The sequence below is a fragment of the Sulfurisphaera tokodaii str. 7 genome (assembly GCF_000011205.1).
Classification (GTDB): domain Archaea; phylum Thermoproteota; class Thermoprotei_A; order Sulfolobales; family Sulfolobaceae; genus Sulfurisphaera; species Sulfurisphaera tokodaii.
In genome coordinates, this window is the sequence record NC_003106.2 from 1,999,397 (window position 1) to 2,013,766 (window position 14,370).

Consider the following 14,370-nt stretch of genomic DNA (forward strand, 5'->3'; position numbering starts at 1 on the left):
GTCACAAAATTATTTTAAGAGTAGTATGAATAATTGTAACGATCTAATTAACATAGGTATTAGCTTATATAATTCTAGTAAGTTTAAAGAAGCGTACGAAAAGTTTAATGAAGCTCTTAATTTATGCTCTAATGACGAAAAAGTTATACTGTGGAAAGGCAAAACCGAATTAATGATGGGTAAGCTTGATGAAGCTATAAAAACACTACAGACTGTGCCAAATATTGCTGAAGCTCAGTATTCATTATCTTTAGCTCTGTATCTTTACTCCTTTTTTATAAAGGATCATCAAAAAATACTTCAAGACGCTTTATTCTATGCTTCTGAAGCTGTAAGGAATTCAAAAAATAATAAAGTACTAAATAATCTAAGTAACTTATTAGAAATTCTAATCTTAGCAGAACTTAATCTCACGAATGAAGCTATGCAGATACTGACTAAAAGCAATATTTCATTTCCATTTGCACTATCTGAAATAGCTTCTGCATATATTGACCTTAAAAGACGAAATATACTCAGTGCTATAGGGAACTCGGAACATGCACTTGTAAATCTTCAGTATTTTAATGAGTTAAAAGGTTCAGAAAAAGATTTTATAAAAGACTTCGTGCACATAATAAAAACACGTGAGAGCGTCCAATGTGTAATTAACGTAATTTACTTTATTAATAAATTTTTCATAGAAAAAGCAAGAATTACAGAACTAATTGGATAATAATACTTAAGGGGGATTACGCCTAGGTTATACTATGGGGATTGAGATTTACCAAAGCGTAATCCCCCAAAATATTTGGGTTGGAAGAGTAAATATCTTTTGGATTGCGAGGAGATCTTAATAGATGATGTGATCAGAAGGGAGTTTGAGGGTTTCAAGTTCACTGAATATGACCCCTTGACTTACTTGAAGATGCTGATTGTTATGGTACTCTATAAAGAGTCTTATAGGGGGACAATTGAACTCGCAGCTACCAATGGTAAAGCGTTTCCTCAAAGTTAACGAGATCCCATCAAAGTCCTCACTACACTGGTTCATCCACAAGTTTGGTGACAGAATAAGGGATTTACTCCTCAAGGTATTCAGAAGATTTGAATCACTAGTTGAAGAAGAACAACTTCCCACACACCATCTACTAGCAGAGGAGAAGTTTGGAAGGGATATAAGGTTACTTGACAGTTTTCCCGTTGAGTTACCTAATGGTGAGAAGAGTATTGAGACTCATATTGAGAAGTTATTGCTTGATTTGAGGGAGATTGATTCTAAGAGGAAGCCTCATGAGGTTCTTGCTTCACTTGATGAGGGAAAGAGGGAGGAGCTTTTTTCTCATTTCCCTAGGGATTATACTGTTAGGGAGCATGAGGGGAGTTGGGGTAGGAAGTGGGGTAAGGCTTGGTTTGGGGGGAAGTGTTTTGCTGAGGTTTCTTCTAAAACCCTTATGGTATCTAAGGTTGAGTTGGTTTTGGCTAATGTTTCTGATTCGAGGTCTCCTATTGTGCCTAATGTGGTTACGCTTGTGGATAGGGGGTTTGTGGAGAGGGGTAAGGTAATTAGGGCTAGAAAGGGTTTGGGAGTTTTGAGGAGTGGTGTTGAGTTTTTTGGGATTTTTCTCAAGGAGCACATGAGGTGTTATGCTAGGAGTTTAGAGGTGTTGAATACTTTCGCTAATCTCGTAGGTTTAGCTTATAATATTCAGCGGTTTAGGGCTCTTAGGAAGAGGCGAGTCTTACACTAGAAAAACTCGATGGGAAATCATGCTAGAAAAGCTCCCTTAGTTTGGATTATCGAAAATTGAGAGATTATTTGCAATTGCTTTTAATAAACTGATTTTATATTATCATACTTGTCGTAATTAAGTGAATTTAATTCTAAGCAAACGGGTTTTATAACTTTTTACTTTATTTAGTTATTCACGTTAATTACATATTGGACGCTCTCAGAAAGCTTTCTCCATAAATGAAAGGGCTAATTAATGTTACTGATAGAATTATAAGTTGTATGTAAGAATTTTAACGATCATCCCTCTTACTAGCTTATAGTTTTCCATTATATGTTCAAATAACTCTGGGTCGTATGGTACTTCATGAAATACCCTAATATGAAGTTCATCTCTAGCTATTCTCCACGTTTTATATAATCTTTTTACTAACTCTTTTTGTTGGGTTTTCTTAAATATCTCATTTATTACATGCTCATATGCACTTTGCTCACCCCAGTCTACGTCTATTTTGTGCTCTTCACTTAGAAATTTTAATGTCTCTTCTACAACTTTATATATTTTTTCTGCTATCTGAACAATTAATACTAACTTTCTTGTGAAGTTGTCGGTGTTGAGGAATTCTTCCTCTAATTTATCAAGTTCATTTAATAATTCATTAATAAAATTAATTCTAATCTCTTTTTCCATAATAGAGTGTTTACAGTTATTAGAGATAAATATTGGTGTATCAAAGTTTAAATTGATAAAGAAGTAATAATTGAAAGAATTATGTCGTTTGATGAGCTTATAAAGAAACTAGGCTATGAGAAGGTGGATTTAGAAGTTGTGAAGAAGTTATCCAATTTACTGAAAAAAGATGAGAGTGAAGACTTTATCCTTTCCTACATGAGTAATGACATTGAGAGCCTTAATGGATATGCGGAAAAGATACAAGAGCAAATTGAAAACATTGATTGTGATATAAGTAGTCTAAAAGGACATGAGGAATTACTAGCTTATTACGTTTGTAAAAAATTGCAGAAGAGATATGGTGATATAACTATGCATAAATATGAAGTTGTGAGAATTCTCTTAGATTCGATACCACTACTTATTTACTTTCATGATGTGTTCAAGGGATTAAAGATTGGAGAAGGGGAATCAAAAGGTAAATTGGGTGAACTACTTAAAAATATCTTTAAAAAGTACGATATAATAGCTAGTATTGCGGAAGAGGCTCCAGAGTTAATAAATAAGCCTGAAAATGAGAAGACAAAGTATCCAGTAGCGAGTGTTTCTCCTATCTTTAGTGAGATTGAAAAGATCTATTATGATAAAGATCCGTTAAATCAACTTGATGATGAAGTTTTAGATAAGCTGGGTATAAAGGATATTAAGCAGTTAATAGACGAGGAAAGATGGGATAAAATAGCTAAAAGCCTCTTACTTAAACCGCAAAGGACATGGTTTTCGGGGAATGACATAAAAATAATTGCGCACATGAGGGGAGCACTGTACGTTTATTTACTCTCTAACGGTGCAACTTTAATAATCTTGGAAAACCCATTCTTTAACCCTATGTCATTAAAGGACTTGCTCGGCTCCTCGAGTATTCTGAGGATATTTTCATACTATTTGAACCGGAAGATATTAGAAAAAATGGGAGTGAGTACGTTTTTCTTACCTGATATAGACGAAAAGGTTTTTGACACTCCTTATATAGAGTTATTTACACCTTTCACAGTTTATGCTACGATAGATAGTATGTTACTCCTACTCCCTTACAGTATAAAAAACAAATTTGAAGAGATTATAGAAGAAGCACTCGATGAAACTCTACGTTATATATTCGGAAACAAAGACGGTAACATGAAAGAACAACTGGAAGTCCATTACAGTATTATAAAATCCGGTCTATTAACCGGCTCTAATGAGAATGAGGAAGCAAAGAAATTTAATGAATTTTTGGAGTTAGAGTCCGCAATTATGCAGTCAGCCTACACTATAAATTATTCAACATACTTACCTTTATCAAATGAAATTTGCGATAAATGCAAGACAAGAAGGGCTATAAAGGATGAGGAGTTAGATAAGTTAGAGGAGATTGTGAAATTTAGAAACATGGTTTTTGGAAGAAAGGAGAGGTTATGCCACATATGTACTGCAGTAAGACTATCAAGCAGATTTTTTACCCAGTATTCCGCAAGCCTTGACGAAATAGGAGAAGACCTCATATTTATCTTAGCTAAAATAGAGCCTTATGTACCAGAAGGTAAAGTAGACTTTAAGAGCATTATTAAGGACAAAATAGTGCCTATAATTGAAAACATAAGGAATGAGATAATAAAAAATAACGTGATTTCAAGCCTTCAAAACGATGAAGTTTCCAATAAAATATTAGGTGGTGATAAGGATAAGTTAATAGATGTATTAAATAGGGAATATAAAGGAAATAGGCTGGAAGATTTCGTGAAGGAATTACAACTTGAAGAGGGACAAAATGACTACTTATTAGCCTTCTATGCACTAGGATTTGAAGAGGGATTCGAAATCAAAAAACTGAACCCAGTTTATAAAAGGTTAAACTTAAAGGTAGGGGAAAATACGTACGGGCTAAAAGGTCTACTTGAGGGGATAAAGAAACTCGTAGAGAATGAATTACCTTATACTTTAACTATTCAAGATTCCATAGATAGGAGGTTGTCTCAACTAGTAGAATTCTACCTTTTGATGGAGAAAGTGAAGATGCAATACGTGTTAATACCCACTGCAGTCTTCAACAGTTACGTAATGTTTGCAATGGACGTCAAGGAATTCCGCAAAGATGCTGAAAATGTAATAAATGCTCTAAACAGTTTAAATAAAAAGTCTCACCTTCGCTACTATAAGCCAATTATACGTATCTTCATAGTAAGGGCATTATCTGACGTCCCTATAAGGAATATAATTGAGTTAGTAGAATCAATTGACGAAAAGGTAAATAAGCCCAATGCAGTAGTTTACTTACCCTTATATGTAGGGAGGGGAGTAATGGAAGTTGGAGAGCCGGTAATACTAGATAAGCTAGAACTTCCAAAAGAGCTAGATGATTTATTATTAGCAATAGATAAATTGAGCGAGGAACATAATCTGGTAGAGGCAAGGTTTACAGAAGAAGTGAAATATCCTAAGGAGAAATTAAGTATAGCGAGGTTATTGAAATGAAGTATCTGAGAGTGAGAATGAAGGTTTATTACGGTTACAAAAAGCCGTTTTTGCCCTCTACTACTTTAGCCGGTGCACTAACGCAATTTTATTCAATAAACGGAAAAGATAAGGACGTAAATTTCGGCTTTTCAGACTTCACGCTCTTAAATAAATTCCCTTTTTACCAGAACAGAGTAAGTTTAGGTAGAGTATACTATTATTCGTTCCCATATTTGCAGCTACTTTACTTCTCAAATCGAAAGGTTTACGGTGAATATGAGGGGTGTATAGTAGGAGACCTTCAAGATGCAATGAGTGAATTGAAAAACCTCATATTCGTAAACTTCTCTGAGGTTGAAGACGTAAAGGTAGAAGAATCAAACTCCAGCCTATATGCATTAGCAATACCGGTAATAAGATTGGATGATGCAAAGGCATTCGGAGATATAGTTAGGGTTAGGTTCTTAAGATTCCACGGTTCAAATGAATTAGAACAACATCAGATTTACGTATTAGACGGTAAAGATGTTAGACAGACAAGGGATAAAGTAGTTAAGTTAGTGGATGTGAAGTTGGGGAGAAATCCTAAGAATTACAATATATTGTTAGACTTCTTTAACGAAATTAAAGGTCTAGATAGAACTTATATGAAAATGGCACATGGAGTAGTTGTACCTAAAGAATGTTTAAGTGAGTAAGTCAAGTTTATATATCGTTAAATTTTAAGTTTTATTATGGACAGTGAGGAGGCAAAGAATTGTTCAGAGATTATTAGGACTCTAACACTAGTCCTAAGTCAATTCGGGTTTAAGAAGAATTTTGACGAAAAAATTAACGGCAATTTGAAAGAAATTGTTACCGCAACGCTTATGCAACTTAAATGTTTAAAGGATAATGCAAAGATCGTATATACACTAGTAGAAGAAGGTAAGTTTGATGAAGCTAGAGAAAGGTTACTCAAAATATCTTACGAACTGTTAAGGGGGTGATAGGAAATTCAAGTAGTCCCCATACTTATTGAGTCTAAATCTTTGCTCAGAGTTGGAGGTACTTCAGTATATTTTGATTACATTTCAGCAGACCTCCCGCAAGCAAAGATAGTTATCAATTATCATGGTAAAGACTACTTAATTCCTTACATTCCCTCCACGTCTTTTAAAGGAGTTTTAAGGAGTACAGTTGAGGTAAGTAAGAGGAAGATGGGTAACCCACCAGCTGATTTTGAAACAAGAGTTAAAAAATTTCTAGCTGAACTAAAAGGGAGAAGTTTGAAATTTTTTAATGATTATTTGAAAGATGAGATCGAACTATTAGTGAGTTCAGGGCTTCTCGATAAAAAATACCTTGATGACAAATACTATAACGAGTCAAACCTGGCTGAACTCCTAAAGGCATACTTTGATGTAACGGGTTGGAATTTCAGCGAATCCTGTTACGTTATTTCCGAGTTAGATAGGTGCGAGAATACCGCACTTATAGAGGATGAGGATAGGAAGAAATTTAGAGAAGCCTGGAACAAGTTAACTAATAGAGAGAACTTCTGTAGAACTTGTATGCTCTACGGAGCTTCAGGATTAAGGGCTTCTGTAAGGTTTACAAACTTTTACCCTATAGACCCCTTTCCAGTAAGGATAGATAGGCTGACTCACGTTTCTATTGACAGACGTACATGGGCTGCATCTCCCCGAAAGCTATATAACGAGGAAATTATCACTATAGGCACTAAATTTCTAGGATTTGCATTACTACTTAAAGATGAGTATTTAAATCGATTCATAGAAGACCTAAAACTGTTAAGTGAGAAAGCTGAGAAGATGGAGGTTACGTTAGGTGCTAGGGGTAGCGTAGGTTATGGAGTTTTCTCCCTCAAGTTCGGCGATTTTACCATAGAGCTTAGCGAGGAAAGCATACTGGGTAAGTTAAAATTAAACTTCAAGAATAAAAAGCTTGACACGAATATAAACGAAAAGTTATCAATGTTAAAAGTGTTCTATCCCAGTTATTTGCTTTCAACAATTGAAGTGGTGGAAGAGGGTGTTAAATAACGAAGTGATTAAGAGAGGGTTGGTAAAAGATTGCTATAGCGTTGATTTGGATCTTAGCTTTAAAGATGTGGAACAGTTATCCCGTTTCCTATTTCTGATCAAAACGCTTTTGAGGTGCAAGCTTAGTAGAGATGAGAGAGAAAAGTATTTTGGTAATGCTAGGCAGGGCAAGGCTTTTATGTCTAAAATACTCTATATCCCTAAAATAAGGTATAATAGGCTAGAATCATTAGATATATGTATAGTTGCAGAGGATAGTAAAGACTATGAACCTCCAGAAAACTTAAAGGATGAGATCAGAGAACTTTATTTAGTGTTCACGAAAGTCGAAAATGAGTATTACAAAGATAAAAAAGTTACTGATTTTCCAGAGTTATCTAAGTTTTTTAAGAATTGCATTGGGAGGAAAAGATGATCAAATTCGAGTTTATACTAAAGCCCATAACTCCTTTTACATTAACCCTTAGTGACGTATTTAAAGAGAGTTATATCAGTTCTATTAAAGGGATGTTCAGGACTGCGTCAATCTTTGGCCTCAGGACACTCTTTGGAGAGGGATACTCGTGCGAGGACATGTACAATAAGACTTGTCCGGAGCTTACGGAGGAAGAACGAAAGGGGTTAAGGGTATTCCCATGCCCTATTTGTAGAACTTACGGGATGATGGGGCTTAAGGGGTGTAGTTTCTTCATAGAAAATTTCAGCGAAGTTATTAGCGCTAAAAAGAATTTTAACTATCGCTTTTTATTCAGAGGGCCCTATAATAAAATTCTGGTATCTGAAAAACCGATAAAAGTGTTAGCAGTCTGTAATTATACATGCAGTCATTTAATAATTCTCTTAGGGCTTTACTACGTGAACTTGGGCATCATTAGGCTGGGGAGGTTTAAGTCAAGGGGTTTAGGGATATTTAGAGTTGAGATTGAAGACAAAGAGTTACAGAAATTGCTTGAGGATATAAATACCTTAAGAGAAAAGCTGAGAGAATGCTTAGAAGTTACGTAAATTCGTAACTGTTGTTAATACAATTATCTTCAATAAATCTGTTTATTAACCTCCTAAACTGTGGGTTGCGTTTAAGTAAGTTTTTCACTTCCCTTTCTAATACATCGTATTGCGACATTATCGTTTTAACCATCTCCCTCTTTGTCACTTGTAGTATTGCATCCTCATAAATCAAATATTTCGGTAATATTCGTGATTTTATTTTAAGTAGGGCTAATGAACCCAATGGTAGGAGCGAATAGAACTTAAGCCTTTGGTCTGAAACTATGTGACCTATCTCGTTAATACTTACAAGCAAATACGATAAGTCCCTTAAGTATACGTTTTTAAGCCAATACTCAAAGAGTCCCCTTGATATACTTACTATTGCTACCATTTTGAGCCAGTTAGTTATTGTGTATTTTAAGTCCTCTTTCTCTGACTCTCCGAAGCTAAAGCTCATATTACCTAACGCAGTTATTCCGTAAATTGGATCGTTATTATCATATTGCCTGTTAATCAAGTAGTAAAAGCCCATTTTAACCTCGTAATTAACGTTAAGGTAATCACTTGGTTTATGTTGTAGGTCAAATGAGATGAAAAACGTGTGATCGGTAGTTAAGTGTAATATTGAACGAACACATCTTTCTAATCTGCATGCCATCTTCCCACACCAAGCTATATATTAAAAACTGGAGGTTAAAAAATCTTGTGTTTTTCTTAATATACAACGCATATATTAATATAATAATTGTGGTTGTAGATCTACAACATGTTGTAGTTGTACTACGTTGTAGTATAAATATTACAACGACATACACAACGCGTATACTTGTAATTACTACGTTAATTGATAGTAAGGAAAAAGATAAGAACCAGATCTTAAAATATTTTTGTAATGAGCAGTTGTAGCTATTTAATTAACATGGGCGTTAGTCTATATAACTCTGGTAAGTTAAAAGAGGCGTACGAGAAATTTAACGAAGCCCTTAATTTATGTCCTAACGACGAGAACGCACTGTTGTGGAAAGGTAAGGCTGAAGTAATGATGGGTAAACTTGATGAAGCTATAAAAACACTAAAAAGTATGAACAGCGGTGAGGCACAATATTACTTGTCCTTAGCATTATACCTCTACTCCTTTTTTGTTAAGGAGCAGCAAAAGACGCTTCAAGAGGCTTTGTTTTACGCTACTAGAGCAGTAAGGAACTCAAGTAATAATGAAGTAACTAAGCTAAGTTATTTACTGGAAGTTATGATTTTGGCAGAGATTGGCCGTGTGAAGGAAGCATGGCAGATTCTACAAAATGAGTATATTTATTATAACTTAGGTTATGCATATATTAGGCTTAAACAAGGCTATGCAGATGATGCGATTTTTTCTTCTGGACTTATACAAGCTGATTTCACATTAAAGGGGCTCGATAAGGGGTTCATAAAGGATTTAGCACTTGTGATAAAAGGGCGTGCGTTAATAGAGGAAAAGAAATACGGTGAAGCTGTGTTTGAGTTACAGCATGTCAATATTAACGTGTTGAGACTGTTGGCGTTACTCTATGAAGCCCAAGCCTATGAAAAGATGGGACTACAAGACGCTGAGTGTCTGACTTATTCAGAGATAGTCCAAACCCTAGACACACCCCTTATAAGGGAAAAGATGTCTAAGTGTACGATCTCGAGTTTGTCTACGCTGAACCCTCCCTCAGTATTGTTAAGTAAACCGCTTCTGTCTCTCTCCTCGTGGAATCCTAAAATATGGGTTAACAGAAAGTTACACGGTTATTTAGTTAAGGAAGTGATAGGTGAGGGGGGTAACGGTTATGTGTTAAAAGCTACTGGTTCGGATGGGAAGGACTACGCTATAAAGGTCTTAAAGATTGGGACTGGGAGTGGGTCTGATGAGTACTTCAAGAATCTGGTAAACGAGGCTTACCCCTTAGTATCAATCTCTAATAACCCTAACGTAGTTAGGATATATGCTATATATGCTGACGAGTTAATTATTAAGAATATAATTTCTGGGAATACTAGCCTTTATTTACAAGACCCACCTATGATAGTCATGGAGTTGATGAACGGTGGAACACTTTTAGACTTACTAAGCGACGATAAGTTCTATTACTCCATTTATTGGAGGAAGACAGTTTATAGGGCTATTGCCTCAGTTGCTGAGGCATTAGTTGAAATACACTCTAATGGGTTTGTGCACTGTGACATTAAGCCCCAAAACGTTTTCTTAACTTTTAAGCCCAAAGACCCAGCAGACTTGCCTAATATTAACTTCAAACTAGGGGATTTGGGAGGGGCAGTAAAGGTTGGGAGTAGCGTAGTGCAGTTAACGACAGAGTATGCGCCGCTGGAAGCGTTTACAGATAAGGCTAAACCCAGCTTTGACGTATTCTCCTTAGGGATAACACTCTATGTATTACTTACAGGCGTGATATACAGGCCTGACTCACGGGAGATGGAGGACGCATTTAACTGTTACAAAGTAAATGATATGAATTGCGTTACGAGAAACGTTACAATAGCTAAGCAAAAGTTAGCCCTATGGGACCCAAACGTACCGGCAGAAGTTAAACCACTGTTAAAGAGAATGATAGACCCAGACCCACTAAAGAGGCCTACAGCAAAAGAAGTTCTTGATCAAATAACCAGATTGAAATAAAAGATGTTGTTACTTTACTCTAAAATGAATATGGATCCAATAACAAGAATTTCGCAACAGAGTTAAAGGCGGAATAATTACCGATTAGGAAGTTGGTATGACAAAATTACAAGTACAAATATTAAGTTTTCTTAACAAGAAATATTTATAAATTTACTCTGGTAATTGTTAGTAATGGTTAGGTATATTCATTATATAAGTGAGGGCGAGATTAGGGATGAGTTTTATTCATACATAGTCAATTACCTTCTGCAGAATAATATACCAAGTATAGCTATTCCAGAAATGGTTATTTCCAACAATAAAAGGACAGATCTAATAGCATATATATGTCGTGGTAGCTGCTTCCCCTTTATGCTAATCGAATTTAAAAACGAGTTAAAACAAACTAGTCACGCTAAAGTAGTTAATCAAGCTCTAAATTATTCCTCAATAATTAATCCTTGTTATACCGTAATTGTAGATCTAACGAGTTCGCCCTTTTATTTGGTAATATATAAAGGTAATAGCCAAATATACGACAAGGCATATGATTCGTACCAAGCTTTAGTTAATGACTTTTTTAAGAACTTTTTATCGCAGTCACAGGAAAATTGTACTGCAAGCTATACAACATTTAACGGAGTAATAAATAAGATTCTTACAGCACCTACTTACGAAAGGTTTTTGAGGGCTGAGTTCTCAAGGATTCTGAATAATTTAGGTTACTACGCGTTATCAGAATGCAGTAGTATAAGTCCGACCGGTCTAAACATAATAAAGCCGGACTTAGTAGTGTATAAAAATGAAGATGTTTCAGACTACGATTACCCACTACTAGTCCTAGAATTTAAGTCCAATTACGCCCCATCTGCAATGTATCAAATACAAGAGTATGTTAAAGCTCTTTTACCGTATTATTACGGCGTAGTTTACGGTATTGGTAATCAAATTAAAGTGGAGATATTTGATATGCAAGGCAAACAAGTAGTGAACGAGATTTTAAGCTTGGGTAACCCATACTTAAGTGATAAAGCTATTGAACACATTATGAGTAAGTTACCACCAGTCCCGAAACCCAAACCATCTCCTTTAAATGGGCAAATTAAAATCTCTGAGTTAGTTAAACAAGGGGCTAAGGTATCCAAACTCTCTTTGCACCGTAAAGTAAGAGTAGGAGTCCTCGGTTTCAGCTTGTTCTTAGATAAAGGAGGTGTTAGATACCCGAACTACGATTACAGAATCATCATAGATTTTCCAGCTAAGTTAGCTAGGTTAGTTTTCTTTGACCCAAGTGGTCAGTTAGAGTGGTGTGAGTTCAAAAACGGAGAATTAGTAAGGTGTAATGTCCCGGTCGACGCTGTAATGGCCTCGTTTCCTTGTAGTAGATTATTTGATAAGATTTTTCCTATGTAGTATATTTGGCGGAGAAGGTAGGGTTGTTAAGCTTGAAGTAGAGGACAGTGATAATATATTGAATAAAGACTCCTTAGATGAAATTACTCTAACAAAGCTTATTAGTTAGTAAGTATATTTCATTTTTATGACCCAATATATTGCCAAATATATTGTGTCTAAAAATTACAGAAGAATTGGAGAGATAAACACTAGGTATACTGCTAATGATGACGATGAGAGTATTAAGATCGCGAGGTCTGTTTGTGACAAGTTGGGTGAGGAAAACGTTGAGGAGTTAATTATAGGGAAGATAATAGGTGCTGCAGCTGGTGCAATAATTGGTAATTCGCTAGGTAAGTCCGACGATGATAAATTGCTTGGGACTATAGTTGGTGCAATAATAGGCACGTTGACTGGTCACATTATAGATTCTATAATAACTAAAGTGATATACTCCAAGAAATACCCTTGCATAAAAGCTAGACCTTTTGAAGAAATAGCTAATTACATCGATATTAATAGATTAGAAGAGATAGTTAATGAACGTTGATGAGTTTATCAACATATGCAATACTCAATACGTAATTTTTGATACAAGTATCATAATTGATTATATTAGGATATTGTTAAGGAAAACTTATGAGAAAAAACGTAATATATTATCAAGAATTTTTAACCAATGTAATAAAAAACTATAACGACATTAACTTATGAGGAAATCCTTGCTGGAGCTAGTGATGACGCGCAGTTACAAGAATTTTTATCAGATTTCATAATTTTACCTTTCGACGTAAGTGAGGCTGTATATGCATCTATGTTAGAAAAACAAATAAGGAATAAGGGAGTAAAACCTAAAGGAGAAAATTGGAAAATAGATTTGTTTATCGCAGCTTTTGCATATACTCAACAGTGTTATATTTTGACTAAAGATGAGGATTTTACCAAAATGTTAAATTGTGAGAAGTTAAACGAGATAGAATATTATGTTTGTAAAAGTTAATTAGCGTTCTAAGGAACTCGGTATCTATAGTGTTTACCTGTAAGAGCAACAAATGCGTAATTAATGTGAATAGCTATATAAAGTAAAAAGTTATAAAATACGTTTGTTCAGAATTAAATTCACTTAATTACTAAGAATATAATAATATAAAATTAGTTTATTAAATATAATTGCAAATAACCTCATAATTTTCACTAGCATTTATCGGAAAATCGTGACACTCAGTAATTACTATAAATAATTGCAATAATATTTATATTTAATTCTGAGATGATCCACTTAAATACTATTGCAATTACTAGATAATTAATCGATCTTAGATGTAATTTTAAAAACTTTTAAAGCGTAGGATTTTCCTATAAATGCTATTCGATAATCCAGGCTAAGGGAGCTTTTCTGTGTGCTTTTTTAATATAGAGTTCAGTACATGATGTAATCTAGGTGTAATCTCCATTAAGTATTATTCTAATTGGGTTCTATATTTTTTCCTATAAAAATTTCGTTAATAAAGTAAATTACATTAATTACATATTTAACACTTTCACGTAGCGAAATTAAAAATAAGAAGAAGAAGTTACGCCATGGGTAAACACTGGAACAACAATTTAATAGATTTTATTTAAAACGCAATCTTCAGCCAGAATGAAACCTAAAGACGTGACACTCTTGTAGTTGAGGTATAGTATAATAGAAAGTCTTATTATTCTGATTAATCAGATAAATCTTATGGAGAGGATTATAAGAATAGGTAAGAGAAATGCGATTTATATTCCTAAGGAGATTGCTGATAGTCTTAACTTAAAAGAGGGTGATAGGTTAGTTTTAGTTGTAAAAGATGATAAGATAGAGCTAATACCGGTTAGGAAACCTTCAAAGTATTGGGCTGAAATAAGTCCAGATGAGGTAGAGGAGGTTGGAGAAGAGATTAATAAATCTCTCGGAGTTAATAGTTGATACCAGCTTTTTATTACCTTTAGTAGGGATTAAGGTAAAAGGTATAAAGGATAGCTTATTAGAAGGAAAGGCAATATACTACCCTAATCTACTGCTGACCGAACTTCTAGCAGTAATATTTAAGGAGGCTAAAAAGCTGAAACTAAACAAAGTACCGGAAGAGGCTATGAAAGGGTTAATTTATGTTTTAAGTAACGTTAACCTAATTTCTATTGAAGAACTTGAAATAGAGACGATATATGAAATCCTAAATAAAGGCTGGAATGATATATTTGATGCAATATTATACACTGCCTATAAAAGTACTAAAATTCCGCTGATTACGATGGATAAATCCTTTTATAATTTCTTGAAAGAAAATGGAATGGATGTTAAAGGGATCATATTACTTTAATGCAAAACTCTAGAGGGTATTCTCATTTAATGGCGATCTTAACAATACTAGATTTAAAAAGCATGAAA

General features: G+C 34.6%; 15 protein-coding genes and 1 pseudogene. 14 read left to right on the plus strand and 2 right to left on the minus strand.

All coding sequences use genetic code 11. The features are described from left to right. Positions 1–25 precede the first annotated feature (25 nt). Both STK_RS11010 and STK_RS11020 read left to right on the plus strand, forming a co-directional pair. The gene (locus STK_RS11010; RefSeq protein ID WP_010980056.1) at positions 26–715 is read left to right on the plus strand and encodes a tetratricopeptide repeat protein; all 690 of its coding nucleotides are present in this window, start codon (positions 26–28) and stop codon (positions 713–715) included. Positions 716–749: 34 nt separating this feature from the next. Next, a pseudogene (locus tag STK_RS11020) lies at positions 750–1,730 on the plus strand (transposase). 252 nt (positions 1,731–1,982) lie between these two features. On the opposite strand, the gene STK_RS11025 reads toward STK_RS11020, so the two are convergent. Then, positions 1,983–2,402, minus strand: a complete 420-nt coding sequence (locus STK_RS11025; protein ID WP_010980058.1) for a PaREP1 family protein — start codon at positions 2,400–2,402, stop codon at positions 1,983–1,985. An 81-nt stretch (positions 2,403–2,483) separates the two neighbouring features. Here STK_RS11025 and STK_RS11030 point away from each other — a divergent pair, with 81 nt between their 5' ends. Genes STK_RS11030 through STK_RS11055 form a run of 6 tightly spaced genes read left to right on the plus strand, consistent with a single transcriptional unit; the run spans position 2,484 to position 7,930 of the window. Next, positions 2,484–4,898: a hypothetical protein gene (locus STK_RS11030; protein ID WP_010980059.1), complete on the plus strand. Its 2,415-nt coding sequence runs from the start codon at positions 2,484–2,486 to the stop codon at positions 4,896–4,898. Beyond that, a complete protein-coding gene (locus tag STK_RS11035; protein WP_010980060.1) occupies positions 4,895–5,578 on the plus strand; it encodes a hypothetical protein in 684 nt (227 codons plus the stop codon). The genes STK_RS11030 and STK_RS11035 overlap by 4 nt, the downstream gene beginning before the upstream one ends. Before the next feature lie 36 nt (positions 5,579–5,614). Beyond that, entirely contained in the window at positions 5,615–5,869 is a 255-nt protein-coding gene (locus STK_RS11040; protein ID WP_010980061.1) for a hypothetical protein, read from the plus strand. A gap of 42 nt (positions 5,870–5,911) precedes the next feature. Next, entirely contained in the window at positions 5,912–6,925 is a 1,014-nt protein-coding gene (locus STK_RS11045) for an RAMP superfamily CRISPR-associated protein (protein WP_232616476.1), read from the plus strand. After that, positions 6,915–7,340 carry a type III-G CRISPR-associated protein Csx26 gene (locus STK_RS11050; protein WP_010980063.1) on the plus strand — a complete coding sequence of 142 codons (426 nt, stop codon included), beginning with the start codon at positions 6,915–6,917 and terminating at the stop codon, positions 7,338–7,340. The genes STK_RS11045 and STK_RS11050 overlap by 11 nt, the downstream gene beginning before the upstream one ends. After that, entirely contained in the window at positions 7,337–7,930 is a 594-nt protein-coding gene (locus STK_RS11055) for a hypothetical protein (RefSeq protein ID WP_010980064.1), read from the plus strand. Before STK_RS11050 ends, STK_RS11055 begins: the two co-directional genes overlap by 4 nt. Here the strand turns inward: STK_RS11055 and STK_RS11060 are convergent. After that, a complete protein-coding gene (locus tag STK_RS11060; protein ID WP_010980065.1) occupies positions 7,923–8,573 on the minus strand; it encodes a hypothetical protein in 651 nt (216 codons plus the stop codon). The two genes, STK_RS11055 and STK_RS11060, sit on opposite strands and share 8 nt — an antisense overlap. A 234-nt stretch (positions 8,574–8,807) precedes the next feature. Here STK_RS11060 and STK_RS11065 point away from each other — a divergent pair, with 234 nt between their 5' ends. From STK_RS11065 to STK_RS11090, 6 genes are all read left to right on the plus strand, one after another. Further along, complete coding sequence (locus STK_RS11065; RefSeq protein ID WP_010980066.1) at positions 8,808–10,577, plus strand: protein kinase domain-containing protein; 1,770 nt, start codon at positions 8,808–8,810, stop codon at positions 10,575–10,577. 174 nt (positions 10,578–10,751) lie between these two features. Beyond that, entirely contained in the window at positions 10,752–11,972 is a 1,221-nt protein-coding gene (locus STK_RS11070; protein WP_010980067.1) for a hypothetical protein, read from the plus strand. A gap of 127 nt (positions 11,973–12,099) precedes the next feature. Next, the gene (locus STK_RS11075) at positions 12,100–12,504 is read left to right on the plus strand and encodes a glycine zipper 2TM domain-containing protein (protein WP_010980068.1); all 405 of its coding nucleotides are present in this window, start codon (positions 12,100–12,102) and stop codon (positions 12,502–12,504) included. Between the two features lie 168 nt (positions 12,505–12,672). After that, positions 12,673–12,954: a type II toxin-antitoxin system VapC family toxin gene (locus STK_RS15750; protein WP_338055459.1), complete on the plus strand. Its 282-nt coding sequence runs from the start codon at positions 12,673–12,675 to the stop codon at positions 12,952–12,954. A gap of 726 nt (positions 12,955–13,680) precedes the next feature. Beyond that, entirely contained in the window at positions 13,681–13,908 is a 228-nt protein-coding gene (locus STK_RS11085) for an AbrB/MazE/SpoVT family DNA-binding domain-containing protein (RefSeq protein ID WP_010980069.1), read from the plus strand. Next, on the plus strand, positions 13,868–14,302 hold the full coding sequence (locus STK_RS11090) for a PIN domain-containing protein (RefSeq protein ID WP_052846698.1): 435 nt from the start codon (positions 13,868–13,870) through the stop codon (positions 14,300–14,302). The genes STK_RS11085 and STK_RS11090 overlap by 41 nt, the downstream gene beginning before the upstream one ends. Positions 14,303–14,370: the final 68 nt, after the last annotated feature.